Raw genomic sequence first — 25,985 nt, forward strand, 5'->3', positions numbered from 1 at the left:
GCGCCCCCGCGGCGCCCCTGACCCGACGACCCCCACCACCCCAGGAGCCACCCAGTGAGCAGCCGTCTCGCGGCCGAGGACCTCACCCTCGCCTACGACCAGCGGACCATCGCCGAACGCCTCTCGGTCGCCGTCCCGGACAACTCCTTCACCGTCATCGTCGGCCCCAACGCCTGTGGCAAGTCGACCCTGTTGCGCGCCCTGTCGCGGATGCTCAAGCCGACCGCCGGCGCGGTGCTGCTCGACGGCGAGCGGATCTCCGCCCTGCCGGCCAAGCAGGTCGCCCGCACCCTGGGCCTGCTGCCGCAGTCCTCGGTCGCCCCCGACGGCATCACCGTCGCCGACCTCGTGGCCCGCGGCCGCTATCCGCACCAGGGCCTGCTGCGCCAGTGGTCCGCCGAGGACGAGCGGGTCGTCCAGGAGTCGATGGCCGCCACCGGCGTCGACGAGCTCGCCGACCGCTACGTCGACGAGCTCTCCGGCGGCCAGCGGCAGCGGGTCTGGATCGCCATGGCGCTGGCCCAGCAGACCCCGCTGTTCCTCCTCGACGAGCCGACCACCTACCTCGACATCCAGCACCAGATCGAGATCCTGGACCTGTGCGCCACCCTCCACGAGGAGCAGGGCCGCACCCTGGTCGCGGTGTTGCACGACCTCAACCAGGCGGCCCGCTACGCCACCCACCTGATCGCCATGAAGAACGGCGAGGTGATCGCCGAGGGCGCGCCCGCGGACATCGTCACCGCCGAGCTGGTGCACCGGGTCTTCGGCATCGACTGCCGGATCATCGACGACCCCGAGTCCGGCACCCCGTTGGTCATCCCGGCCGCCCGCCGGTCCGCCAAGGCGGCCGTGCCGGCCGCTGCTACAGCAGCGTCCTGAGCCGCAGCAGATCGCGGAAGCCGGCCTCCAGCTTCACCCGGCCACTGCCCCAGGCCCGGGCGAAGTTGAGGTCGCCGGCCACCAGCGCGACCAGGTCGTCCCCGGTCATGGTCAGCCGGATCTCGGCCTTCTCCGGCGGCGGCCCGGGCACCGCGGTCACGTCCCGCAGCGCCCCGTCGGCCAGCCGGCCGACGAAGGTGGTGTCCAGGTCGGTGATGCGGCAGCTTACGGAGCGGTCGAGGGCCGCGGCGCCGCGCACCTCGCCGTCCGCCGAGGACAGATTGTGGGCCAGCCGTTCGAGCGCGGCGCGGCACTGGTCGAGAGTTGCCATCGCGCCCGACGATACGCCAGGTCACGGACGGCCGGGGGCGTCCGTCCGAGGTAGCGTCGGGGGCATGGCAGACCCGACGAACGACCCGGAGCCGGCGGCCCCCGACACCCCGGCCGAAGGCCCGGAAGGGGCACAACTCCCCGGCGGCACCGACCCCGCCGAGCCCGCCGGTCCCCGGCCGCTGGGTCTGGCGGTGACCCCCACCGGCCAGCCCGCGGTCGACGCCGGCCTGGCGCGCCTGGCCGGAGCCGACCACCTCCCCGTCAGCGGTCACCTGGTCATGTACGAGGATGTGCACCGAGGGCTGCGCGACACCCTGGCCTCGCTCGACCAGCACCCCGGGCCGTCCGCACCGTCCCCGACGCACGACCGTCCCGATCACTAGGAGCTGAACCACAGGTGGCAGGAGTGGCACGACGCCGACTCGACGCGGAGCTGGTGCGCCGCAAGCTGGCCCGCTCGCGGGAGCACGCGAGCCAGCTCATCGCCGCGGGCCGGGTGACCGTCGGCGGGACCACCGCGACCAAGCCGGCCACCCAGGTGGAGACCAGCGCGGCCGTGGTCGTCCGGGCCGACGCGTCCGACCCCGACTACGTCTCCCGCGGCGGCCACAAGCTGGCCGGCGCGCTGGCCGCCTTCGGCCCCCTGGGGCTGCGGGTCGAGGGCCGCCGGGCCCTGGACGCCGGCGCCTCCACCGGCGGCTTCACCGACGTGCTGCTGCGGGCCGGCGCCGGCCACGTCGTCGCCGTCGACGTCGGCTACGGGCAGCTCGCCTGGCAGCTCCAGAGCGACGACCGGGTCACCGTCAAGGACCGCACCAACGTCCGCGAGCTGACCCTGGAGCAGATCGACGACCGGCCCGTCGACCTGGTCGTCGGCGACCTCTCCTTCATCCCGCTCGGCCTGGTGCTGCCCGCGCTGGTCCGCTGCGCGGCGCCCGACGCCGACCTGGTGTTGATGGTCAAGCCGCAGTTCGAGGTCGGCAAGGAGCGGCTCGGCAGCGGCGGAGTGGTGCGCAGCGCGGCCCTGCGCGCCCAGGCGGTCCGCGACGTCGCCGACCGCGCGGCCGGGCTGGGGCTCGGCGTCCTGGGGGTGACCGCGAGCCCGTTGCCCGGTCCGTCGGGCAACGTCGAGTACTTTCTGTGGCTGCGCGCCGGGGCGCCTGCACTCGACCCGGCGGATGTCGACCGTGCAGTGGCGGAGGGGCCCAGTTGACCACTACCCAGGCAGTTGAAGGCAGCGCAGCACCCGAGACCGGCCGCGCCGGGCGGACGGTGTTCCTGCTCGCGCACACCGGCCGCCCGGCGGCCGTCCGCAGCGCCGAACTCGTCGTCCAGGGGCTGCTGCGCAGCGGGATCGGCGTGCGGGTGCTGGCCGAGGAGGCCGCGGATCTGCCGCTGCCGGAGCGGGTGGAGCGGGTGGAGTCCGAGCAGTGCGCGGCCGAGGGCTGCGAACTGCTGGTCGTCCTCGGCGGGGACGGCACGCTGCTGCGCGGCGCGGACTTCGCCCGGACGTCCGGGGTGCCGATGCTCGGCGTCAACCTCGGCCGGGTCGGCTTCCTCGCCGAGGCCGAGCGCGACGACCTCGACAAGGTCGTCGACCGGGTCGTCACCCGCTCCTACGAGGTCGAGGAGCGGATGACCCTCGACGTCCTGGTGCGCAACAACGGCGCCGTGGTGCACACCGATTGGGCGCTCAACGAGGCGTCGGTGGAGAAGGCCGCCCGGGAGCGGATGCTGGAGGTGGTCACCGAGGTCGACGGCCGGCCGGTCTCCCGGTTCGGCGGCGACGGGGTGGTCTGCGCGACGCCGACCGGCTCGACCGCCTACGCCTTCTCGGCCGGCGGGCCGGTCGTCTGGCCGGAGGTCGAGGCGCTGCTGATGGTGCCGATCAGCGCGCACGCCCTGTTCGCCAAGCCGCTGGTCACCGCGCCGACCTCGGTGCTGGCCGTCGAGGTCCAGCCCAAGACCCCGCACGGGGTGCTCTGGTGCGACGGCCGGCGCACCGTCGAACTCCCCGCCGGCGCCCGCGTCGAGGTCCGCCGCGGCGCCGTCCCGGTCCGGCTGGCCCGGCTGCACCACGCCTCCTTCACGGACCGGCTGGTCGCCAAGTTCGCCCTCCCGGTGGCCGGTTGGCGGGGCGCCCCCCACTAGGGCCGTCCTTGGTGCCGTCCGTACGGAAGCGGCCCGGACCGCGCGAGAGCGCCCGGTCCGGGCCGTTGTCGCGGGCGGGTGCGCGACTACGCGCCGCCGCGCGCCAGTAGTTCCCGGGCCCGGGTCAGGGCCGTGTCGCGGCGGGCGGAGAGCTCCGCGGCGGTGAAGACCGGGGTGGGGACGGCGGGCGGGATGCCGGGTCCGTCGAAGGTGCGGCCGTCGGCGGTCAGGAACTCCTCGTTGGGCAGCCCGAACCCCCAGCCGTTGGGCAGCTTCCGGTCCAGCACGTCGGAGAAGACGCCCTGGGTGTTCTCGCCGATCCGGGTGGGCGCGGGCGAGCGGCCCATCAGGGACTGGGTGAAGGTCTCGCCCGCGCTGATCGTCAGCCGCCCGGTGAGGAGGGCGATCGGGCCGGTGTAGACGGGGCCGCGGTGCGGGCGGACGACGAGCGGCTCCGGGGTGGTGAACCGCCCCGCGTCCCGCGGGTCGTTGCGGGCCCGCTTGCGGTAGGCGAGGTAGGGGCGGTCGGTGAGCCGGGAGGCGATCCGTAGGCCGAGGGCGTCCGAGCCGCCGCCGTTGAGCCGCAGGTCGAGGACGAGGCCGCGGAGCGCGTGCGGCCCCTGGGTGCGCTCCTTGGTGAAGACGGCGTCCAACGCCCGGTCCAGCTCGGCGACATCGCCCGGGTAGCCGCCGTTCTTGGTGTAGCCGGCGAACTGGGTGACGCGGAAGTAGCCGATCCGGCCGGGCAGATCGGCGTAGGAGAGCTTGCCGTCGGCCCAGTGCCGCTGGACGGTGCCCGGGCCGAGGTTGGCGGCGAGCGCCGCGTCGACCCGGGTGGTGAACTCCGGGGTGGGCAGCACGGTGCCGGGGCGCTTGCCGGCGAACCAGTGGTCCTTGTCGGCGACGACCCGGGTGTGCGCGTCGTGCAGCGGCTCGATCATCTCGCGCAGCACCGCGAAGAGTTGGGCGTCGGTGGTGCGGGCGGTGATCCGGGGGCGGTAGCGGTCCCGGACGGCGTTCCAGTCGATGCCCTTGGCCCGGAAGAAGGGGTAGTTCTCGGCGTAGGTCTGCCAGAAGACGTCGAAGACCGTCCGCGGGTCGTGGGCCGGCGGGGTCGCGCAGCGCTGGGGCAGCGCGCCGACGCGGTGCAGGATGCGGTGGCCGGCGTTGTCCTCGGAGGACAGCCGGGCCTCGTCCCGGCCCGCCGGGGCCACGGTGAGCGGCGCCCCGTCCGGCACGGTGAAGCGGACCGTGCCGTCCGGGCCGGGGGTGCCGGCCCGGCCGCCGGTGAGCGAGCCGGGCAGGCAACTGAGGGCGGTGGTCTCGTAGGTCTTCAGGGTGCGGCCCTGAAGGGTGACGAGGGTGCCGTAACCGTCCGTCCGCCAGACGCCGTCCAGCGACGGCGCGGCCGTCCGCGCCGTCCCGGCCGCGTGGGCGGGCGCCGCGGCGGCGGTGCAGGCGGGCAGCACCGTCACCGCGGCCAGGGCGGCGGCCAACAGGACCGGGGTGCGGTGACGGCGGGCCGGGCGGGACGGCGGGGTCGGGGCGCGGCGGCCGGGAGTCGGCCGGAGCGTCGCCGGGTCACGCATGGGAGTACCTCACAAGGGTCGAAGGGGCGGAAACGAGGGAGAAGGGGCGCCGGGCCGATCCGGTGCGCTGCCAGCCTGCCGGCCGGCCCAAACCGGCGACCATGCGGCGGCCTCCCCTCTTCCCGGTGGGGTTTTCCGCAGGTCCCGGGCGCGCGGCGGGTCCGGGCGGGGAGCGGAGAGGGGGCGGTGGCGGTGGCGGTGTGGGGGAGGCCGTCGCGGGGCGGGCCCGGGACCTCGTAAGGTCATACCCGTGTTGGAGGAGATGCGGATCCGGTCCCTGGGCGTCATCGACGATGCGGTCGTCGAGCTGTCCCCGGGCTTCACGGCCGTGACCGGCGAGACCGGCGCGGGCAAGACCATGGTCGTCACCAGCCTCGGCCTGCTGCTGGGCGGACGGGCGGACCCCGCCCTGGTGCGGATCGGTGCCAAGTCGGCGGTGGTCGAGGGGAGGCTCACCCTCGCGTCCGCCTCGCCCGCGGCCGTGCGGGCCGAGGAGGCCGGCGCGGAGCTGGACGACGGCGCGCTGCTGATCAGCCGCACGGTCTCCGCCGAGGGCCGCTCGCGGGCCCATGTGGGCGGCCGTTCGGCGCCGGTCGGGCTGCTCGGCGAACTCGCCGACGACCTGGTCGCGGTGCACGGCCAGACCGACCAGCAGGGCCTGCTGCGGCCGGCCCGCCAGCGCCAGGCCCTGGACCGCTACGCCGGGGACGCGGTCGCCGTCCCGCTCGCCAAGTACACCGCCGCGCACCGCCGGCTGCGCACCGTCGCCACCGAGCTGGACGAGCTGACCACCCGGGCCCGGGAGCGCGCCCAGGAGGCCGATCTGCTCCGCTTCGGCCTGGACGAGATCGCCGCCGCCGAGCCGCTGCCCGGCGAGGACGTGGAACTCGCCGCCGAGGCCGAACGGTTGGGCCACGCCGAGGCGCTGGCCTCCGCCGCGACCGCCGCGCACGGCGCGCTGGCCGGCGACCCCGTGGACCCCGAGGGCGTCGACGCCACCACCCTGGTCGCCGGCGCGCACCGCGCCCTGGAGGCGGTCCGCGGCCACGACCGGGAGCTGGCCGCCCTGGCCGACCGGCTCGGCGAGCTCGGCATCCTGATGGCCGACGTCGCCACCGAACTCGCGAGCTACGCCGACGGGTTGGACGCCGACCCGCTGCGGTTGGCCGCCGTCGAGGAGCGCCGCGCCGCCCTGACCCACCTCACCCGCAAGTACGGCGAGGACCTCACCGCGGTGCTGGCGTGGTCAGAGGAGAGCGCCGCCCGGCTCGCCGAACTCGACGGCGACGACGACAAGATCGCCGAACTGACCGCGGAGCGCGACGCGCTCCGCGCCGAACTGGGCGAGCTGGCCCAGCAGTTGACCGACGCCCGGACCGAATCCGCGGAGCGCTTCGCCGCCGCGGTCACCGCCGAGCTCGGCGAACTCGCCATGCCGCACGCCCGGGTGAGCGTCGCGCTGCACCAGAGCGAGGTGCCCGAGGACGCCGACGGCATCGTCGTGGGCGGCCGCACGGTGGCCTACGGACCGGCCGGCGCCGACGAGGTCGAGATCCTGCTGGCCCCGCACCCGGGCGCCCCGCCCCGGCCGATCGCCAAGGGGGCGTCCGGCGGCGAGCTGTCCCGGGTGATGCTCGCCGTGGAGGTCGTCTTCGCCGGCTCCGACCCGGTGCCGACGTACCTCTTCGACGAGGTGGACGCCGGCGTCGGCGGCAAGGCGGCCGTCGAGGTCGGCCGGCGGCTGGCCAGGCTCGCCAAGTCCGCGCAGGTCGTGGTGGTCACCCACCTCCCGCAGGTCGCCGCGTTCGCCGACCGGCAGTTGCTGGTGGAGAAGACCAACGACGGCTCGGTCACCCGCAGCGGCGTCACCGTCCTGGAGGGCGAGGACCGGGTCCGCGAGCTGTCCCGGATGCTGGCCGGCCAGGAGGACTCCGAGACGGCCCGCGCGCACGCCGAGGAACTGCTGGAGACCGCGCGCACCAGCGCGTAGCGCGGCAACGACCCACCAGGGGGAGCGACATGACGGGGACCAGCGGCCGCGGCGGGCCGTCGCGGCGGGGCGCGGCGCTGCTCGCGGCGGCCGGCGCGACCCGGGCCGCCTACGAGGCGCTGCGCCGCCGGCCACCGGGCGGCCCGGCCCGTTGGGAGCGGACCAACTACGCGGGCCGGACGGTCACCCTGCACGCCGGCCCGGCGGCCGCGCTCGGCACCGCGCTGGCCGCGGCCGGCGCGCCGGGGCTGCCGGCCCGGGCCCGCGCGGCGGCGGCGCTGGCCGTGCTGGCCGCCGGCGGCTGCGGCGGCTACGACGACGTCGCCGGCGCCGGCGACCCCCGGCGCGGCTTCCGGGCGCACCTGTCCGCGCTGCGGCACGGCGAGGTCACCAGCGGCGCGGTCAAGCTGTTCGGCATCGGCGCCGCCGGGCTCGCCGCCGGCGCCCTGCTCAAGGACCGCCCGGCGGAACGGGTGTTGGCGGGCGTGGTGATCGCCGGCTCGGCCCATCTGGTCAACCTCCTCGACGTGCGTCCGGGCCGGGCGGCCGGCGCCGCGCTGGCGCTGGCCGCGCCGGGACTGCTGCGCCGCGGGCCGGCCGGGCCGCTCTCCGCCGTCCCCCTCGGCGCCGCGGCCGCGGTCGTCGCGGACGACCTCGGGGAGCGCACCATGCTCGGCGACGCCGGGGCGCATGCCCTCGGCGCCGCCCTCGGCCTGGCCGTCGTCGCCGGCAACGGGCGGGCCGGACTGGCCGCGCACGCCGCCGGGTTGGTCGCCGCGGCGGCCGCCGGCGACCGCATCAGCCGCCTCGCCGGGGCGCCTTGACCCACGCCCGGCGCCGGCCCGGCCTTCCGGCCGCCGGCCCGGGGAAGATCCGGCGCCACCCGATCCGGACAGTGAAGGTCGGGTTCCGGACAGTGGCGGGGTGTGGCTTCAGGGGCGGGTTCACCCCGTTCGGGTGGCAATCCGTGCACGCATCATGTCGCCCATGTGGGTGAATCCGCGGATCCGCGGATGAGACTTCCCACCGGAACGGCGTGCGCACGGTGCCGAATTGACGGTGCCCAACTGGCATCCTGGGCGCGGTGCGCAGTGCCGGGGCGCGCCCGCTCCGCCCTGCCCACGATCCGGGCACGCAGTCACGCCCCGACACATCACGGCACCTCGCAGTGGCAAACCGCCCCGCCGGTACGGTTCGTACCGCGCGTACCGCCCCCCGACCCAGGAGCCCGCCCTCGTGAGCTGCACCCCGACCCCGCCGCACGGGCCGTCGTCGCTGCGCACGGTCCAGGTGCTCGGCCGGGGCGGGGCCGGCAGCGCGGCGCACGTCCGCTCCCTGACCGAGGGGCTGGTCGCCCGCGGGATCCGGGTGACCGTCTGCGCCCCGCCGGAGGCCGAGGAGACCTACGGCTTCGCCGCGGCCGGCGCCCGCTTCGTCCCGGTCACCCCGCGGCTGGACCCGGCGGGCCTGGCCGTGCTCCGCGGCACCTGCTGGGACGCCGATCTGGTGCACGCGCACGGCCTGCGGGCGGGCGTGCGCGCGGCGACGGCCCTGCGCGGGCTGCGCAGTCCCCGGGGCGGCCGGGTCCCGCTCGTCCTCACCTGGCACACCAAGGCACACACCGAGGGCGCCCGGGCCCAGATGGTGCACCTGATGGAACGTCGGGCGGCCCGGGCCGCCGCGGTCGTCCTGGGCGTCTGCTCCGACCTCGTCGACCGGGCCCGCGCGCGCGGCGCCAGGGACGCCCGCCTCGCGCCGGTCGCCGTCCCGGACCTCCGCCCCGGCCGGGCCGCCGCCGACCCCGACCGCAGCCCCGACAAGGAGCGCGCCGAACTGGGCGCGGTGGACCGGCCGTTGCTGCTCGCGGTCGGCCGGCTCGACCCCTCCCAGGGCCACGACGTGCTGCTGGACGCGGCCCACGCCTGGTGCGGGCTGGACCCCCAGCCCTTGTTGGCCATCGCCGGCGAGGGGCCCCAACGGGCCGCGCTCCAGCGCCGGATCGACGGCGAACGGCTGCCGGTCCAGCTCCTCGGCCGCCGCGACGACGTGCCCGAACTCCTCGCCGCCGCCGACCTGGTGATGCTGCCGAGCCGTTGGGAGGCGCGGTCGCTGATCGCCCAGGAGGCGCTGCGCGCCGGCGTCCCCCTGGTGGCCACCGACACCGGCGGCACCCGCGAACTGGTCGGCCGGGCCGCCGCGTTGGTCCGCTACGGCGACGCCGCCGCGCTGGCCCGTACGGTCCTGGAACTGCTCGCCGACCCGGTGCGCCGCGCCGCGCTCGCCGCGGCCGGCCGCGCCCAGGCCGCCCACTGGCCCAGCGAGAACGACACCGTCGCCCAGGTCCTCAGCGTCTACGACGAGTTGACCCAGCCGACCCCTGCGGGTCGCCCGGCCTGACCCCAGCCCGCCGGCGCGCTGCTACCGCCCGGTGTGCCGCCGCGCCCGCAGCGCCAGCCGCAGCCCCAGCACGGTCCCCGGATCGTCCAGGTCCGTCCCCAGCAACTGGGCGATCTTCGCCAACCGGTCGTAGAGCGTCTGTCGGTTGACGTTCAGATCGCGGGCGGTCTCGGCCTTGCGGCCCGCGCTGGCCAGGTACGCCTCCAGCGTCGGCAGCAGCGGCTGGCGGGCCGTCCGGTCGTGGGCCAGCAGCGGGCCGATGGCGCGCTCGACGAAGTCGCCGAGCACCCCCTGCTCGCCGTGGTCCCGCATCCGCCACAGCAGCAGCTCGATGTCCAGCCGCTGGGCGTCGTACCAGGGCGCCTCCGGCAACCCCTGGGCCGCGGCCGCCGCCTCCGCCGCGTGCCGCAGCCCGGTGCCGGCCGCCGCCCAGTCGCCGGCCGTGCCGACCACCACCACCGGGCGCTGCGCGGACGGCCGGTCCAGGCCGGCCCGGACGACGCCGGCGCGCAGCGCCTCGGCGATCCGGTCGGCCAGCGCCGCCCGGTCCTGGCCGCCGCGCAGTGTCACCAGCAGCGGCACCCGGCCCTCGACGGGCCGCACGCCGAGCAGCACCGGCACCCCGGGCCCGGCCAACTCCTCGCGCAGTGCCTGGGCGAGCAGCGCCCAGCTCCCGGGGGAGGGCAGCGCCGCCGGCAGCCGCATCACCACCGGCAGGATCGCCTCGGCGCCCGGCCGGAAGCCCAACAGCCGGGCCTGCGCCGGAGCTTCGGCCGCGGAGACGCGGCCCTCCGCCAGTTCGGCGAGGAAGTCGCCGCGGCCGCGGGCGGCCAGCACCTCCTCCTGACGGGACTGGAGCATGACCACCGCCAGCAGATCGGCGGCCCGTTCCGCGGCGATCCGGTGCACCGGCGCCAGCGGCCCGTTCACCGGGAGCAGCACCAGCCGGGCGCGCACCGCGTCCGGCCCGGGCCCGCCACCCGGCACCTCGATCCGCACGCCGGTCTCCCGCAGCCCCTCCCAGGCCAGCAGCGGATCGGCGTCCGCGCCGCCGTCGTCGCCCTCCGGCCCGGCCGCGTAGAGCGGGCTGCCGTCGGGCGCCTCCAGGCACAGTGGATTGCCGGTGAAGACCGCGAGCAGCCGCAGCACCTCCGGGGCGCCGCCACCCCGCAACAGCACGGCGGTGCAGCGCCGCAGCAGTTCGTCGGCGCGCCGCAGCAGGCTGTAGTGGCTGTTGATGATCTCGGTGTGGATCTCCTCGGTCACCGTGACGTACGGGACCTCGCGGTGCAGTTGGATCAGCGGCAGCCCGCAGTCCCGGGCCGCGTCGATCAGCGCCGCCGGCAGCGCGTCGAACCGCGACCCCAGCTCCACCACCAGCGCGGCCACGTCCCGGTCCGCCAGCTTGCGGATGAAGGCGCGCTGCTCGGACGGCCGGGTGCCCACCCCGAGGCCGGTGGTCAGCAGCAGCTCGCCGCCCTTGAGCAGCGAGGCGATGTGCGGCACCTCCCCGGCGTGCACCCAGCGCACCGGCCGGTCCAGCCGCCCCTCGCCGGCCAGCACCTCCGGCAGCCCGCGCCGCAACGACGGCAGCTCCAGTGCCCTGCGTACCGTGATCTCGGCTTCGATCGTCGCGTGCGGCCCCATGCCGCGAACGCTACCGCGCATCCGCCGATCCGGAGGAACACCATCCGGATGACCTCCGCCGCCCTTGGGGAGCACTCGCCCCGCCCCTCCCCAACTCCCCCTCCCGTCCGCCCACTTGACGGCATCGGGGATCACTCGGCAGGGTGCCCGGACCAGGAGAGCGCTCACCCCCCCCACGAGGAGCCGCCCCATGATCACCCGCCGCGCCCTGCTCGGCGGCATAGCCGCCACCGCCACCGCCGCCGCCCTCGCCGGCCGGGCCGCCGGCGCCCCCGCCCCCCGCGCGGCCGGCCCGCTCCCGCTGCACATCGTCAACACCTCCGGCGCCTACGCCAACACCTCCGCCTGGATCTACGTCCTCGGCAGCGCCGGCGGCCAACAGGTCCGCGTCACACCCGACGGCCGCCTCGCCCCCGTCGCCCTCGCCGACAACGGCAAGGACGGCTTCACCGACTACGCCATCCCGCTCGCCGGCTCCGGCCCCACCACGCTCCAACTGCCCCCGATGTCCGGCCGGATCTACGTGTCCCTCGGCGGCAAGCTCAAGATCAAGGCGGTCGCCGACGGCAACGGCAAACCGGCCCTGGCCTACCCCGCGGGCTGGGTCGCCGGCGACCCCAACTACGACGTGCTGCACGACTGCGCCGAGTTCACCTACGACGCCAGCGGGATGCACTGCAACACCACCATGGTCGACATGTTCAGCGTCCCGCTCGCGCTGCACCTCACCGGCGCCGCCGACCAGACCACCGGCACCCTCAAGGAGGGCGCCCGCGCCAAGGTCTTCGCCGACGTCAGGGCCGCCGCCGGCTTCGACCGCCTGGTCGTCGGCGACCGCCGGGTGATCGCCCCCGGACACGGCCTGGACACCGGCCTGTTCGCCGCCGACTACCTCAACTCCGCCATCGACGAGGCATGGTCCGCCTACGCCAGCAAGGACCTCAAGGTCACCACCAACGCCGGCGCCTTCACCGGCCGCACCAGCGGTGGCCAACTCGCCTTCACCGGCCCCGCGAACATCTCCTTCACCAAGCCCAGCACCCGCGACGTCCTCTTCTGCGACGGCGTCCTGGCCGCCCCCAACGACGGGATCCGCGGCCCGGTCGCCGCCGTCCTGGGTGCCGCCCTCAACCGCTCCAACCTGGCCACCCACGCCGCCCAACCGGTCACCGACCCGGCCGCGTTCTACGGACAGCCGCACACCAACCACTACGCCCGCGCCCTGCACGCGGCCACCAAGGACGGCAAGGCGTACGGCTTCGCCTTCGACGACGTCGCTGGCTTCGCCTCCTACATCGAGGACCACGCCCCCAAGGAACTCACCCTCACCCTGACCCCGTTCTGACCCCGAACGCGGGCACCCCCTCCGGACCGCCCGCAAGGAGGCCGGAGGGGGTGCCCGCAAGGGGACCGGGGTGCTACCCCCCGTACGCCCCGCTCGCGGTCAGCCGCAGCGCCGTGTCGATCAGCGGAACGTGGCTGAACGCCTGCGGGAAGTTCCCCACTTGGCGCTGGAGCTTCGAGTCCCACTCCTCGGCGAGCAGCCCCAGGTCGTTGCGGAGCGAGAGCAGCTTCTCGAACAGCTTGCGGGCCTCCTCGACCCGCCCGATCATCGCCAGGTCGTCGGCCAGCCAGAACGAGCAGGCAAGGAACGCCCCTTCCTCCCCTTCGAGCCCGTCCACCCCGAGCCCCTCGCCGGCCGTCGGGTAGCGCAGCACGAACCCGTCCTCGGTGGACAGTTCCCGCTGGATCGCCTCGATGGTGCCGATGACCCGCTTGTCGTCCGGCGGCAGGAAGCCGACCTGCGGGATCAGCAGCAGCGACGCGTCCAGCTCCTGCGACCCGTAGGACTGGGTGAAGGTGTTCCGCTCCTTGTCGTAGCCCCGCTCGCAGACGTCCCGGTGGATGGTCTCCCGCAGGTCCTTCCACCGCTCCAACGGCCCGTCCACGTCACCGGATTCGATCAGCTTCACCGTGCGGTCCACCGCGACCCAGGTCATCACCTTGGAGTGCACGAAGTGCCGGCGCGGCCCGCGCACCTCCCAAATGCCCTCGTCCGGCTCGTCCCAGTGCTTCTCCACCCAGTCGATCAGCTTGATCTGGAGCAGCGAGGCGTAGTCGTTGCGCGCCAGCCCGGTCATGTGCGCCAGGTGCAGCGCCTCGGTGACCTCGCCGTAGACGTCCAACTGGAGCTGGCCGGCGGCCCCGTTGCCGACCCGCACCGGGCGCGAGTCCTCGTACCCGGGCAGCCACTTCAGCTCGGTCTCGCCCAACTCCCGTTCACCGGCGATGCCGTACATGATCTGGAGGTTCTCCGGGTCGCCGGCCACCGCCCGCAGCAGCCACTCCCGCCACGCCCGGGCCTCCTCGCGGTAGCCGGTGCGCAGCAGCGACGACAGGGTGATCGCCGCGTCCCGGAGCCAGGTGAAGCGGTAGTCCCAGTTCCGGACCCCGCCGATGCACTCCGGCAGCGACGTCGTCGGCGCCGCCACGATCCCGCCCGTCGGCGCGTACGTCAGCGCCTTCAGCGTGATCAACGAGCGCACCACCGCGTCCCGGTAGGGCCCGTGGTACGTGCAGTGCTCGACCCACTCCCGCCAGAAATCCTCGGTCGCCTCCAGCGACGCCTCCGGCTCGGCCAGCGCCGGCGGCTCCTGGTGCGAGGGCTGCCAACTGATCGTGAACGCGATCCGCTCGCCCGGCGACACCGTGAAGTCGGAGTACGTCGTCAGGTCCTTGCCGTAGGTCTCGGCCGAGGTGTCCAGCCACACCGCGTCCGGCCCGGCCACCGCGACGGTCCGGCCGTCCACCTTGTGCACCCACGGCACCACCCAGCCGTACGCGAACCGCATCCGCAGCTCCGAGTGCATCGGGACCCGGCCGCTGACGCCCTCCACGATGCGGATCACCTGCGGCACGCCGTCCCGCGGCGGCATGAAGTCGATCACCCGGACGGTACCGCGCGGGGTGTCCCACTCGGACTCCAGGACGAGTGAATCCCCGCGGTAGCGCCGCCGGTCCGCGGCCCGCGGACCCTCCCCGGCCGGCCCCATCCGCCAGAAGCCGTGCTCCTCGGTGCCCAGCAGCCCGGCGAAGACCGCCATCGAGTCGAAACGAGGCAGGCACAGCCAGTCGACGGTGCCGTCCCGGCACACGAGAGCGGCGGTCTGCATATCACCGATAAGTGCGTAGTCCTCGATGCGCCCGGCCACGTGCATCTCCCGTCGAACTGGAGTCACGCCCCCCATGGGACGTTGTGTGCTGTCCGTCCTGCCCATGAAACGTCGCCGAGCTGTGGGACCGGAAAACGGGCGGGGGTGATGCCTTCCCGGACGGCTCGTAGCGAGTGTCCGAGCAGGATACGACGCAGGCGGGCGGGGCGCGCGATGCTCGCGTCGAGTGGGGCTGGTCCGAAAGGGTGGCCGTGTTCGAGGGCGCTCCGGGTGCGCGGCCGGACGCGACCACGCCCGGTCGCTGATAGCCTGGTACCCCGTGGACCGGTGGGACCCAGCAGAAATGCGGCACCCCCGAACCGCAGCGACACCGCCCCCTGAATCCCAGGGCCGGCGCCCTGTCGCCCCTCTCCACCTCGCGACCACGGGAGCTCCCTCTTGGCCATGCCGCCCAAATCCACGACGACCAAGCACCTCTTCGTCACCGGGGGCGTCGCCTCCTCGCTCGGCAAGGGGCTCACCGCCTCCAGCCTGGGTGCGCTCCTGAAGGCGCGCGGTCTGCGGGTCACGATGCAGAAGCTGGACCCGTACCTCAACGTCGACCCCGGCACGATGAACCCGTTCCAGCACGGCGAGGTGTTCGTCACCAACGACGGCGCCGAGACCGACCTGGACATCGGCCACTACGAGCGTTTCCTCGACGTCGACCTCGACGGCTCGGCGAACGTCACCACCGGCCAGGTCTACAACACCGTGATCGCCAAGGAGCGGCGCGGCGAGTACCTCGGCGACACCGTGCAGGTCATCCCGCACATCACCAACGAGATCAAGCACCGCATCCGGCGGCTGGCCACCGACGACGTCGACGTGGTCATCACCGAGGTCGGCGGCACGGTCGGCGACATCGAGTCGCTGCCGTTCCTGGAGACCGTCCGCCAGGTCCGCCACGAGGTCGGCCGGGACAACGTCTTCGTCGTGCACATCTCGCTGCTGCCCTACATCGGCCCGTCCGGCGAGCTGAAGACCAAGCCGACCCAGCACTCCGTCGCCGCGCTGCGCAACATCGGCATCCAGCCCGACGCGATCGTGCTGCGCGCCGACCGCGAGGTCCCCACCGCCATCAAGCGGAAGATCTCGCTGATGTGCGACGTCGACGAGGCCGCGGTCATCGCCTGCCCGGACGCCCCCTCGATCTACGACATCCCCAAGGTCGTGCACGCCGAGGGCCTGGACGCCTACGTCGTCCGCAAGCTGGACCTGCCGTTCCGGGACGTGGACTGGACCCAGTGGGCGGACCTGCTCGACCGGGTTCACAACCCCGACCACGAGGTCAGGGTCGCTTTGGTCGGCAAGTACATCGACCTGCCCGACGCCTACCTCTCGGTCACCGAGGCGCTGCGCGCCGGCGGCTTCGCCAACAAGGCCCGCGTCAAGATCAAGTGGGTCACCTCCGACGACTGCAAGACCCCGGCCGGCGCCCGCGAGCAGCTCGCGGACTGCGACGCGGTCTGCATCCCCGGCGGCTTCGGCGACCGCGGCGTGGACGGCAAGGTCGGCGCCATCACTTACGCCCGGGAGAACAAGCTCCCGCTGCTCGGCCTCTGCCTGGGCCTGCAGTGCGTGGTCATCGAGGCGGCCCGCAACCTCGCCGGCATCGAGGGCGCCAACTCCACCGAGTTCGACCCGGCCGCCACCGACCCGGTGATCTCCACCATGGCCGAGCAGATGGACATCGTCGCCGGCGAGGGCGACATGGGCGGCACCATGCGGCTGGGCATGTACCCGGCCAAGCTGGCCGAGGGCTCCATCGTCCGCGAGGTCTACGGCGGCGAGCCCTACGTCGAGGAGCGCCACCGCCACCGCTACGAGGTCAACAACGCCTACCGCGGCGAGCTGGAGAAGAAGGCCGGCCTGCTGTTCTCCGGCACCTCCCCGGACAACAAGCTGGTCGAGTACGTCGAGTACCCGCGCGAGGCCCACCCCTACCTGGTCGCCACCCAGGCGCACCCGGAGCTGCGGTCCCGCCCGACCCGTCCGCACCCGCTCTTCGCCGGCCTGGTGAAGGCCGCCGTCGAGCGCAAGGTCGGTGCCCCGAAGCCGGGCGCCAAGAAGTAAGCGGAACCCCTCCCGTTACGGTTGCCGGGGTACGGCCTCGTCCAGCGAGGCGGTACCCCGGTTTCCGCGTTGGCACAGGCACACACAGGAGGACGCGCATGGCGATCAAGGACACCCCGGAGGAGTGGACCGTCACCGGGACCACGACGCCGTTCACCGGGGCCAAGACCAGCGTCCGCACCGACCGGGTCGTCATGCCGGACGGCTCCACCGCCACCCGCGACTACCAGGTCCACCCCGGCTCGGTCGCGGTCCTCGCCCTCGACGACGCCGACCGCGTACTGGTCCTGCGCCAGTACCGGCACCCGGTGCGGCAGAAGCTGTGGGAGATCCCCGCCGGGCTGCTCGACGTCCCCGGCGAGAACCCGCTGCACGCCGCGCAGCGCGAGCTGTACGAGGAGGCGCACGTCAAGGCCGAGGACTGGCGGGTGTTGACCGACGTCTACACCACCCCGGGCGGCTGCGACGAGGCGGTGCGGATCTTCCTCGCCCGCGGGCTGTCCGAGGCCGAGGGGGCGCGCTTCGAGGTCTCCGAGGAGGAGGCCGACATGGAGCTGGCGCGGGTCCCGCTCGACGAGCTGGCCCGCGGCGTGCTCGCCGGCGAACTGCACAACAACTGCCTCGTCGTTGGGGCGCTGTCGCTGATCGCGGCCCGGGCCGGCGACGGCCTGTCCGCCCTCCGGCCCGCCGACGCGCCCTGGCCGGCCCGCCCCTTCACGGTCTGACCCGTCGCCGGCCGCCCGGTTCCACTCTCCGGTCGGATGATCGTCCGATCCGATCGAGTGATCCAACAGCCCTGCTCCGCACGGGTCGTGACGGTTCGTGAACTACGCTCGGCAGGGTTCCCGTGCGCGCCCGCGACGGGGACCGACGCGCAGGGCGGACGGGAGCGTGACCGGTGACGGACCAGGCGGTGGGCGGGGGGCACCTCGCACCGGGAGTGGCGCGCGGGGCCGGCGCGGCGGCACGGGACCGGCGGGGCGCGCTGCCCCGCCGGGACGCCGCCACCGCCCGCGCCGGCCTCCCGGGTTTCGCCGGCCGCCGCCATGAACTCAAGGCGCTGCGCGCCGACATCGGGCGGGCCGGTCTGGACACTCTCACCGGCCGCCGCGGCGCCCGCAGCCGGGTGCTGTTGATCGCCGGCCGCCCCGGATCCGGCCGCACCACGCTCGCCGAGGCGCTGCTGCGGGAGGTCGCGGACGACTATCCCGACGGGGTGCTGCGGGCCGTCCTGACCGGCCGGGACGGCGCCCCCGCCGGCCTCGCCCGCACCGCCCGCGACCTGCTCGCCGCGCTCGGCACCGACGTCCCGGCCGGCGCCGACGAGGACGCGTTGGCGGAGGCGGTGCGCACGGCCCTGGCCGGCCGGCGGGCGGCGCTGCTGCTGGACGACGCACCGGGCGCCGAGCACGTCGAGCCGCTCATCCCGGACGCGCCGGACTGCCTCGTAGTGGTCGTCGCGCAGGGCCCGTTGACCGGCATCCCGGACGTCCGGCCGTGCGTCCTGGGCGGGTTGGACACCGCGTCCGCCGTCGAGGTGCTGTGCCACTACGCGGGGCCGACCCGGGTCACCGTCGATCCGCGCACCGCGGAGGCGGTGGCCGAGGAGAGCGGCGGCCAACCGGCCGCGCTGATACTGGCGGGCGCCTGGCTCGCCGCCCGCCCCAAGCTGTCCGTCGCCGACCTGCGCCAGGCGCTGCTCGCCGTGCCGCTGCCGCCGGACCTGCCGGCCGGCGCCCGCCCCCTGCACCGCGCCTTCCACCTCACCTACGGGTCGCTGCCGCAACCCGCCGCCCGGATACTGCGGTTCGCCACTCTCGCCCCGGACGGCCTGGTGGACGTGCACACCGCGGCCGCGCTCGGCGGGTGCACGATGCCGGCGGCCGCCGCCGTGCTGCACGACTTCGTCGCGCTGGGCCTGCTGCGCCCGGTGGACGGGACCGACCCCACCGGGGCCGGTCCCGTCGACGCCGGCGCCGGCCCCCGTTACCGGCTCCCCGGCTGCCTCGCCCCGCTCTCCCGGGCGCTGTTGCACGAGCAAGAGCGGCCGGCCGACGTCCAGTTGGCCCGGGCCCGGATGCTGGAGCGGACCGTGCGGCTGGTCCGCTCCTGCTGGGCGGCCGCCGAACCGGACGGCTCCCCGGCCCGCCGGAAGGCCGCGGAGCTGCCCCGCCCGCTGCGCTTCCCCACCCGGGCCGCCGCCGCGCACTGGCTGCGCACCCACCGCGGCGCCCTCCTGGACGCCGCCGCGATGGCCGTCGCGGACGGCCAACTCGACACGCTGGACCGGCGGTTGATCGCCGCGCTGACCCGCGCGCTGCTCGCCCACCAGGGCCCCGAGGCCGCCGCCGACCTCTACGCCCTGCACGAGCTGGTGCTCCGCGTCGCCGAGCGCCGCACCGTGCCGCGCGAGCGGGCCGCCGCCCTGCTCAACCTCGGCGACCTCGACGCCCGGGCCGGCCGCACCGAGCAGGCGCTGGGCCGCTATCGGGGTGCCCTGGAGGCGGCCCGGTCGGTGAAGGACCCCACGGCCACCGGCCGCGCCTTGGAATCGTTGGGCGACAGCTACGCCGAGCTGGCCGACTGGGTCCGGGCCGCCGACTGGTACGGGCGGGCGCTGGAGCTGCGGTTGGCCCGCGGCGAGCGGTCCGACGCGGCGCGGCTGTACGCCCGGATCGGGGGCGCGCACGGCCGCACGGGCCGCTACGAGCAGGCGCTCAGGGACTGCCGGGCGGCCGCCCGCACCTTCCGTCGGCTCGGTGATCCCGCGGGCCAGGCGGGTGCGGAGGAGGTCGCGGCGGGGGTCCACGAGTGCGCCGGGCAGCTCGACGCGGCGCTGGGCAGGCGCCTGGAAGCCCTCGATCTGGCCCGCGCCGCGGCCGACGGGGAGCTGGAGGCGGATCTTCAGCTTCGGATTGCGGAGCTGCTCGACCGGCTCGGCGACCCGGAAGCGGCACGGCTCCACCGGGCTGCGGGGGAGCGCTGCCGCAAGGAGATCCCCGAGTGACCTACGAAATCGGTAGTGGTCTTCCGAAAAATTAGTTGTTTACAAGGCTAGACAACACGAGGTCCTTCAATAGACTGGGCGAGCCGCGTACGGCGCGGTCGCTCCCGCCATGCATCGCATGAGGGATAATTCCTATCGCAAGCACTCATTCAAGGACCGTGATCGACGTGAAGGTCGGCATCCCCCGCGAGGTCAAGAACAACGAGTTCCGCGTGGCCATCACGCCCGCCGGAGTCCACGAGCTCGTCCGTAACGGCCACCAGGTGTTCATCGAGAAGGACGCCGGCCTCGGCTCGTCCATCCCGAACGAGGAGTACGTCTCCGCCGGTGCCGCCATCCTGGACACCGCCGACGAGGTGTGGGCCACCGCCGACCTGCTGTTGAAGGTCAAGGAGCCGATCGCGGAGGAGTACCACCGCCTCCGCAAGGACCAGACCCTCTTCACCTACCTGCACCTGGCCGCGTCCAAGGAGTGCACCGACGCCCTGCTCGCGTCCGGCACCACCGCGATCGCTTACGAGACGGTCGAGACCGCCAACCGCGCGCTGCCGCTGCTCGCCCCGATGTCCGAGGTCGCGGGCCGCATCGCCCCGCAGGTCGGCGCCTACCACCTGATGCGCCAGGCCGGCGGCCGCGGCGTGCTGCCCGGTGGCGTCCCCGGCGTCCAGGCCGGCAAGGCCGTCGTCATCGGCGGTGGCGTCTCCGGTTGGAACGCCGTCCAGATCGCGGTGGGCCTCGGCTTCCACGTCACCCTGCTCGACAAGGACATCAACAAGCTCCGCGAGGCCGACAAGATCTTCGGCACCAAGGTGCAGACGATCGTCTCCAACGCCTACGAGCTGGAGAAGGCCGTCGTCGAGGCCGACCTCGTCGTCGGCGCGGTCCTGATCCCGGGTGCCAAGGCCCCGAAGCTGGTCACCAACGAGCTGGTCGCCAAGATGAAGCCCGGCAGTGTCCTTGTCGACATCGCGATCGACCAGGGCGGTTGCTTCGAGGACTCCAAGCCGACCACCCACGCCGAGCCGACCTTCCCGGTCCACAACTCGGTCTTCTACTGCGTCGCCAACATGCCCGGCGCGGTGCCCAACACCTCCACCTACGCGCTCACCAACGCGACGCTGCCCTACATCGTCGAGCTGGCGAACCGCGGTTGGGCCGAGGCGCTGCGCCGCGACCCGGCGCTCGCCAAGGGTCTGAACACCCACGACGGCAAGGTCGTCTACCCCGAGGTCGCCCAGGCCCACGGCCTGGAGTACGTGGAGCTGCGCACCCTCCTCGGCTGACGACGGCGTCAACCGCACGCGTCAAACGCCGCGCAACCGGCCGGGCCTTGTCGACAGGGCCCGGCCGGTCGCATGTGCGACATGCCCCGGGAGCGACTTCCGGCGTCCGACTCCCAACTCGCCGTGAACGTAGCCCTTTAACCGATTCGCGTACGCCCAAAACATCCGTCTCGGACGCTGCGCGCTCTTGACATCGAGGGGTTCCGTTACCGACACATCGGGCCGGGTCCGGCGGATTGTGTTGCTGCGGACGCCCGACACGCCATAGAGTCGCCAACCGTCGGCATGGTGCCACGCTGACCTATCGATAAGTTTCCTGGTCACATCCAAGGAGGTAAGACGACTTGTGAATGAGTCGACATTTACTCCCGGAGGTGGTCGGCCAGGAGCGGTTGCACGGGGCCAGGGTCCCTCGGGGCGCGAGGCTGTCGGCTCCGTAGCGGTCCACACCTCCGCAGCTCAAGAGAGCACTTCCACGACAGCCCACCAGAGCATGGACGGCCAACACGTGAACGGCATGGCCGGCGACCGGGGCAGTGGAGAGCCCACCCGTCTCGCCGCCTACGACGACCTGCCCGAGGGGCACTTCTACGACCCGGACGCCGAGTACGAGCCGGACCCCGAATACGCGGCGACGCTCGCGCCGGACGCGGCGCGCCAGCGGCGCGAGCGGGTCGGCCCGACCGGGCGCCCGCTTCCGTACTTCCCCATCCCGGGGCCGCTGTCGGACCACGGTCCGGCGAAGATCATCGCGATGTGCAACCAGAAGGGCGGGGTCGGCAAGACCACCTCGACCATCAACCTGGGCGCCGCACTTGCCGAATACGGCCGCCGGGTGCTGCTCGTCGACTTCGACCCGCAGGGCGCCTTGTCGGTCGGACTCGGCGTCAACCCGATGGAACTGGATCTGACGGTCTACAACCTGCTCATGGAGCGGGGCATGTCGGCCGACGAGGTCCTGCTCAAGACCGCGGTCCCCAACATGGACCTGCTGCCCAGCAATATCGATTTGTCAGCGGCAGAGGTGCAGTTGGTCAGCGAGGTCGCCCGTGAGTCGACCCTCCAGCGGGCGCTGAAGCCCCTGCTGTCCGACTACGACTACATCGTCATCGACTGCCAGCCCTCGCTCGGCCTGCTGACCGTCAACGCCCTGACGGCCGCTCACAAGGTCATCGTGCCGCTGGAGTGCGAGTTCTTCGCGCTGCGCGGGGTCGCGCTGCTGACCGAGACGATCGAGAAGGTCCAGGAGCGGCTCAACCCCGACCTGGAGCTGGACGGCATCCTGGCGACGATGTACGACTCCCGTACCGTGCACAGCCGCGAGGTCCTGGCGCGCGTCGTCGAGGCGTTCGACGACCACGTCTACCACACCGTCATCGGCCGTACGGTCCGCTTCCCGGAGACCACCGTCGCCGGCGAGCCGATCACCACCTACGCCTCCAACTCCGTGGGGGCCGCGGCCTATCGTCAGCTCGCCAGGGAGGTGCTCGCCCGGTGTCACGCCGAGTGAGTCTGCCCGGAGCCGACGAACTGTTCCGCACCACCGGGGGAGTGGGCCTTCAGTCGTCCGCTCCCCGCCGTGCGACTGGCGGGGAGGACGCCCGGGTGCCCGCACCGGCCGGCGAGTCGGACCCGGCGCCGAACGCTCCCGAGGAGGCCCAGGCGGGCCGCCGGCGGTCCCGGAGCGGCTCGGATGCCGAGGCTCCGGCGGCCGGTGACGGTGGCTCAGCCGCGGCGCGCTCCGCGTCCGCCGCGGCGCCGGCCGAACACGGCGGCCGCGAGCCGGAGTCGGAGGCCGCCGCGGGGCACCGGACGTCGGGCGGGCGGGCGGCCCGCGCCGAACGGGAGGCCGCGGCGACGGCCGGTGCGTCGGGCCGTCGTCGGTCGCGCGGCGCCAACCGCCGTCCCAGCGGCCGGGAACGGCACGACGAGAAGATCACCGTCTATGTCTCCGCCGAGGAGCTCATGGACCTCGAACACGCCCGCCTGGTGCTGCGCGGCGAGCACGGCCTGGCGGTCGACCGCGGCCGGATCGTCCGCGAGGCGGTGGCCGTGGTCCTCGCCGACCTGGAGTCGCGCGGGGACGCCAGCATCCTGGTGCGGCGGCTCCGCGGCCGCTAGGGCGCTTCTGACAGACCTCCGCGGCGTCGGAGGTCCGTCAGAAGCGTTCTAGGGCCTGTCCGGTGGGCCATGGCTGGGACCTGACCCGGCAGACGGGCCCCAGCGCCCCGGAGTGGTTCCGGATCCGTCCGACACGCCCTGGAGGCCGGTCGTCGGGGCGCGGCGGGATAGCCTGCCGTTCCGGCGGGGTGTCCCGCCCGTGACCAGCCCGCCGCTTCGCGCGGGACCGCAGCACCCTGGACCGCCATGCCGACGACCGACGACGATCCCGCCGCCCCGCGCCGCACCCGCCGCGCCCTCGGACCGGGGCCGGGCACCCTTCAGGAGGCGGCGCCCGAGGCCCCCGCGGAAGCGCGAGCGGACGTGCGGGGGGACGGGGAGGCGGCCGCGCCGGCAGAGACCGCCGAGGCGGCCGTGCACGGGGGCGTGGGCGGCCCGGGGGAGGTTTTCGGGAGCGGGGGCCCGGGTGCGGCGGCGGAGGCGCTCACGGGCGGCCAGGACGGCCCGGAAGGTCGGGACGGACCGGACAGCCCGGACGGCAAGGGCGGCCAGGACGGCCGGTTCACGCTGCGGTTGGACAACTTCGAGGGGCCCTTCGACCTCCTGCTCCAGTTGATCTCCCGGCACAAGTTGGACGTCACCGAGGTCGCGCTGTCCAAGGTGACCGACGAGTTCATGGCGCACATCCGGGCCATGGGGCCGGACTGGGACCTCGACCAGACCACCGAGTTCCTGGTCGTCGCGGCCACCCTGCTCGACCTGAAGGCGGCCCGGCTGCTGCCCGCCGCCGAAGTGGAGGACGAGGCCGACCTCGCCCTCCTGGAGGCCCGGGACCTGCTGTTCGCCAGGTTGCTGCAGTACCGCGCCTACAAACAGATCGCGGACATCTTCAGTGGACGGCTGGCCGAGGAGGCGCACTGCCATCCCCGTACCGTCGGGTTGGAGCCGCACCACGCGGAGCTGCTGCCCGAGGTCGTGATCAGTATCGGGGCGGAGGGGTTCGCCCGGCTCGCGGTCAAGGCGATGCAGCCCAAGGCCAAACCGCAGGTCTACGTCGACCACATCCACGCGCCCCTGGTCAGCGTCCGGGAGCAGGCCGAGGTGGTGATGGCGCAGTTGCGCGCGCTGGGCGAGGCCGGCTTCCAGGAGCTGATCGCCGACGCCCCGGACACCCTCACCGTCGTCGCGCGCTTTTTGGCCCTGTTGGAGCTCTACCGGGAGCGGGCGGTCGCCTTGGAGCAGGAGGAGGCGCTGGGGGCGTTGACGGTCCGCTGGACGGGCGAGGAGGGGGCGTCCCCTCGGGTCACCGACGAGTTCGACCGGCAACCGGACGGGCTGACCGATGGGGCCGGCGAGGCCGCCGCGGGCGGCGAGGACGCGGACGGCGACGCGGACCCGGTGGGCCGCGCGCAGAGCGAAGAGCAGCGGGAGGAGCCGGCGTGAGCGGCGCGGCGTACGACATCACCGAGCAGGAGTCGGGCGACGGGCGGTCGGGGCCGGAGCGGCCGGCCGGCGCGCTGGGCGTGGCCGACCTGGAGCTGAAGCCCGCGCTGGAGGCCGTCCTCATGGTCGTCGACGAGCCGGCGACCGAGGAGCACCTGGCGCGGGTCCTCCAGCGGTCCCGCCGGGCCGTCGCGCTGGCGCTGCGCGAGTTGTCCGACGACTACACCCGCCAGGGCCGCGGCTTCGACCTGCGGCTGGTGGCCGGCGGCTGGCGGTTCTACTCCAGGGCGGCCTACGCGGACGCCGTGGAGAGCTTCGTGCTGGACGGCCAGCAGGCCCGGCTCACCCAGGCCGCATTGGAGACTCTGGCCGTGGTCGCGTACCGTCAGCCGGTCAGCCGTTCCCGTGTCTCGGCCGTCCGCGGGGTCAACTGCGACGGTGTGATGCGCACGCTCCTCCAGCGCGGCCTGGTGGAGGAGGCGGGGACGGAACCTGAAACAGGTGCGATCCTGTACAGGACGACGAATTACTTTCTGGAGCGGATGGGCCTGCGCGGCCTGGACGAGCTCCCTGAGCTCGCACCGTTCCTCCCGGAGGCGGACGCGGTCGAGGGCGACTCCCCGGAAGGTATCCCGTCGTTCGACGTAGACGACAGCGGCGACTCTCAGACGGATCATTGATGCGAAGCAGCGGCAGGAACAGCAGGGGCAGCAGCGGCGGCGGCAGGGGCAACTACCGCGGCGCCGGCAACAATCGGGACGAGAAGCAGCAGCGCGCTGGCCGTCCCCGTCCCGAGGAGCGCCGCTACGACGTGGGCGGTTCCGGGGGCGGCGACGAGCGCCGGGGCAAGACCGGTGCCCGGGGCGCGGGGGCTCGCGGCGGTGCCAAGGGTGGTCCCCGTACGGGTGGCGCGTCCCAGGGCGGGCGCCCGGGTGGCCAGGGTGGTCAGCAGCGCGGCCGGGGCCAGTCGCCGGCGCGGTCCCGCGAGTACGACGCCAAGATCGAGGAGCGCAACCGCGCCCGCTACGACAAGCCGCAGGTCAAGACCCCCAAGACCTTCGGCGAGCAGGAGGGCGAGCGGCTCCAGAAGGTGCTGGCCAGGGCCGGTATGGGCTCCCGGCGTGCCTGCGAGGAGCTGATCGACCAGGCGCGGGTCGAGGTCAACGGCAAGGTCGTCATGGAGCAGGGCGTCCGGGTCGATCCGGAGAAGGACGAGATCAAGGTGGACGGCCTCACGGTCGCCACCCAGTCGTACCTCTTCTTCGCGCTGAACAAGCCCGCCGGTGTGGTCTCCACGATGGAGGACCCCGACGGGCGCCAGTGCCTGGGTGACTACGTGACCAACCGGGAGACCCGGCTGTTCCACGTCGGCCGGCTGGACACCGAGACCGAGGGCATCATCCTGCTCACCAACCACGGCGAGCTGGCTCACCGCCTGACGCACCCGCGGTACGGCGTCACCAAGACCTACCTGGCGGCCATCCAGGGCCCGCTCCCGCGTGACCTGGGCAAGCGGCTCAAGGACGGCATCCCGCTGGAGGACGGCTACGCCCGCGCCGACCACTTCCGGGTCGTGGAGAACACCGGTAAGAACTACCTCGTCGAGGTCAGCCTCCACGAGGGCCGCAAGCACATCGTGCGCCGGATGCTCGCGGAGGCCGGCTTCCCGGTGGAGAAGCTGGTCCGCACGCACTTCGGTCCGATCGCGCTGGGCGACCAGAAGTCGGGCTGGCTGCGCCGGATGACCAACACCGAGGTCGGGATGCTGATGCGGGAGGTCGACCTCTAGCCGATACGGCTTGCGGTCGCCGCCCACCACCCCTTAACGTCACCATGACGATTAAGGGGTGGTTT

General features: G+C 74.1%; 21 protein-coding genes. 17 read left to right on the forward strand and 4 right to left on the reverse strand.

The window, feature by feature from the left end; all coding sequences use genetic code 11:
- The first annotated feature begins 54 nt into the window (after nucleotides 1-54).
- The gene (locus PV796_RS29280; protein WP_274916450.1) at nucleotides 55-882 is read left to right on the forward strand and encodes an ABC transporter ATP-binding protein; all 828 of its coding nucleotides are present in this window, start codon (nucleotides 55-57) and stop codon (nucleotides 880-882) included.
- On the opposite strand, the gene PV796_RS29285 is transcribed toward PV796_RS29280, so the two are convergent.
- Nucleotides 866-1,213, reverse strand: a complete 348-nt coding sequence (locus PV796_RS29285) for an alkyl sulfatase C-terminal domain-containing protein (protein WP_274916451.1) — start codon at nucleotides 1,211-1,213, stop codon at nucleotides 866-868. The genes PV796_RS29280 and PV796_RS29285 overlap by 17 nt on opposite strands.
- A 64-nt stretch (nucleotides 1,214-1,277) precedes the next feature.
- On the opposite strand from PV796_RS29285, the gene PV796_RS29290 reads away from it, so the two are divergent.
- The 3 genes from PV796_RS29290 to PV796_RS29300 are packed head-to-tail and all read left to right on the forward strand — an operon-like array spanning nucleotide 1,278 to nucleotide 3,366.
- Nucleotides 1,278-1,598 (forward strand): hypothetical protein, encoded by a 321-nt coding sequence (locus PV796_RS29290; protein WP_274916453.1) that lies wholly within the window; start codon nucleotides 1,278-1,280, stop codon nucleotides 1,596-1,598.
- Between the two features lie 14 nt (nucleotides 1,599-1,612).
- Nucleotides 1,613-2,428 carry a TlyA family RNA methyltransferase gene (locus PV796_RS29295; RefSeq protein WP_274916454.1) on the forward strand — a complete coding sequence of 272 codons (816 nt, stop codon included), beginning with the start codon at nucleotides 1,613-1,615 and terminating at the stop codon, nucleotides 2,426-2,428.
- Between the two features lie 59 nt (nucleotides 2,429-2,487).
- A complete protein-coding gene (locus tag PV796_RS29300) occupies nucleotides 2,488-3,366 on the forward strand; it encodes an NAD kinase (RefSeq protein WP_342456968.1) in 879 nt (292 codons plus the stop codon).
- Between the two features lie 86 nt (nucleotides 3,367-3,452).
- Here PV796_RS29300 and PV796_RS29305 read toward each other — a convergent pair whose 3' ends face one another.
- Nucleotides 3,453-4,955, reverse strand: a complete 1,503-nt coding sequence (locus tag PV796_RS29305) for a S41 family peptidase (protein WP_274916456.1) — start codon at nucleotides 4,953-4,955, stop codon at nucleotides 3,453-3,455.
- A gap of 262 nt (nucleotides 4,956-5,217) precedes the next feature.
- On the opposite strand from PV796_RS29305, the gene recN reads away from it, so the two are divergent.
- The 3 genes from recN to PV796_RS29320 all read left to right on the forward strand — a co-directional run bounded on the left by recN (nucleotide 5,218) and on the right by PV796_RS29320 (nucleotide 9,342).
- Nucleotides 5,218-6,945, forward strand: a complete 1,728-nt coding sequence (recN, locus tag PV796_RS29310; RefSeq protein WP_274919293.1) for a DNA repair protein RecN — start codon at nucleotides 5,218-5,220, stop codon at nucleotides 6,943-6,945.
- Between the two features lie 29 nt (nucleotides 6,946-6,974).
- Nucleotides 6,975-7,769 carry a hypothetical protein gene (locus PV796_RS29315; protein WP_274916458.1) on the forward strand — a complete coding sequence of 265 codons (795 nt, stop codon included), beginning with the start codon at nucleotides 6,975-6,977 and terminating at the stop codon, nucleotides 7,767-7,769.
- Nucleotides 7,770-8,181: 412 nt separating this feature from the next.
- Nucleotides 8,182-9,342: a glycosyltransferase family 4 protein gene (locus PV796_RS29320; RefSeq protein ID WP_274916459.1), complete on the forward strand. Its 1,161-nt coding sequence runs from the start codon at nucleotides 8,182-8,184 to the stop codon at nucleotides 9,340-9,342.
- 21 nt (nucleotides 9,343-9,363) lie between these two features.
- Here PV796_RS29320 and PV796_RS29325 read toward each other — a convergent pair whose 3' ends face one another.
- The gene (locus PV796_RS29325) at nucleotides 9,364-10,989 is read right to left on the reverse strand and encodes a PucR family transcriptional regulator (protein WP_274916461.1); all 1,626 of its coding nucleotides are present in this window, start codon (nucleotides 10,987-10,989) and stop codon (nucleotides 9,364-9,366) included.
- Between the two features lie 190 nt (nucleotides 10,990-11,179).
- On the opposite strand from PV796_RS29325, the gene PV796_RS29330 reads away from it, so the two are divergent.
- Nucleotides 11,180-12,334 (forward strand): beta-1,3-glucanase family protein, encoded by a 1,155-nt coding sequence (locus PV796_RS29330; protein ID WP_274916463.1) that lies wholly within the window; start codon nucleotides 11,180-11,182, stop codon nucleotides 12,332-12,334.
- A 73-nt stretch (nucleotides 12,335-12,407) separates the two neighbouring features.
- Here PV796_RS29330 and PV796_RS29335 read toward each other — a convergent pair whose 3' ends face one another.
- Entirely contained in the window at nucleotides 12,408-14,207 is a 1,800-nt protein-coding gene (locus PV796_RS29335; RefSeq protein ID WP_274919294.1) for a glycoside hydrolase family 15 protein, read from the reverse strand.
- Nucleotides 14,208-14,606: 399 nt separating this feature from the next.
- Here PV796_RS29335 and PV796_RS29340 point away from each other — a divergent pair, with 399 nt between their 5' ends.
- The 9 genes from PV796_RS29340 to PV796_RS29380 all read left to right on the forward strand — a co-directional run bounded on the left by PV796_RS29340 (nucleotide 14,607) and on the right by PV796_RS29380 (nucleotide 25,920).
- The gene (locus tag PV796_RS29340; protein WP_274916464.1) at nucleotides 14,607-16,277 is read left to right on the forward strand and encodes a CTP synthase; all 1,671 of its coding nucleotides are present in this window, start codon (nucleotides 14,607-14,609) and stop codon (nucleotides 16,275-16,277) included.
- 98 nt (nucleotides 16,278-16,375) lie between these two features.
- Nucleotides 16,376-17,002 (forward strand): NUDIX domain-containing protein, encoded by a 627-nt coding sequence (locus tag PV796_RS29345; RefSeq protein WP_274916465.1) that lies wholly within the window; start codon nucleotides 16,376-16,378, stop codon nucleotides 17,000-17,002.
- A 173-nt stretch (nucleotides 17,003-17,175) separates the two neighbouring features.
- Nucleotides 17,176-19,284, forward strand: coding sequence for a tetratricopeptide repeat protein (locus PV796_RS29350; RefSeq protein WP_274916466.1), 2,109 nt, complete (start codon nucleotides 17,176-17,178; stop codon nucleotides 19,282-19,284).
- 167 nt (nucleotides 19,285-19,451) lie between these two features.
- The gene (ald, locus tag PV796_RS29355) at nucleotides 19,452-20,567 is read left to right on the forward strand and encodes an alanine dehydrogenase (RefSeq protein ID WP_274919295.1); all 1,116 of its coding nucleotides are present in this window, start codon (nucleotides 19,452-19,454) and stop codon (nucleotides 20,565-20,567) included.
- A gap of 493 nt (nucleotides 20,568-21,060) precedes the next feature.
- Complete coding sequence (locus PV796_RS29360) at nucleotides 21,061-22,077, forward strand: ParA family protein (RefSeq protein ID WP_274916468.1); 1,017 nt, start codon at nucleotides 21,061-21,063, stop codon at nucleotides 22,075-22,077.
- The gene (locus PV796_RS29365) at nucleotides 22,074-22,688 is read left to right on the forward strand and encodes a hypothetical protein (protein ID WP_274916469.1); all 615 of its coding nucleotides are present in this window, start codon (nucleotides 22,074-22,076) and stop codon (nucleotides 22,686-22,688) included. The genes PV796_RS29360 and PV796_RS29365 overlap by 4 nt, the downstream gene beginning before the upstream one ends.
- 246 nt (nucleotides 22,689-22,934) lie before the next feature.
- The gene (locus PV796_RS29370; protein ID WP_274916470.1) at nucleotides 22,935-24,131 is read left to right on the forward strand and encodes a segregation and condensation protein A; all 1,197 of its coding nucleotides are present in this window, start codon (nucleotides 22,935-22,937) and stop codon (nucleotides 24,129-24,131) included.
- Nucleotides 24,128-24,811, forward strand: a complete 684-nt coding sequence (gene scpB / locus PV796_RS29375) for an SMC-Scp complex subunit ScpB (RefSeq protein WP_274916472.1) — start codon at nucleotides 24,128-24,130, stop codon at nucleotides 24,809-24,811. The genes PV796_RS29370 and scpB overlap by 4 nt, the downstream gene beginning before the upstream one ends.
- A complete protein-coding gene (locus PV796_RS29380; protein ID WP_274916473.1) occupies nucleotides 24,811-25,920 on the forward strand; it encodes a pseudouridine synthase in 1,110 nt (369 codons plus the stop codon). Before scpB ends, PV796_RS29380 begins: the two co-directional genes overlap by 1 nt.
- Nucleotides 25,921-25,985 lie beyond the last annotated feature (65 nt).

Origin of the sequence: Streptomyces sp. WZ-12, from assembly GCF_028898845.1 — a bacterium.
Lineage (GTDB): Bacteria > Actinomycetota > Actinomycetes > Streptomycetales > Streptomycetaceae > Streptomyces.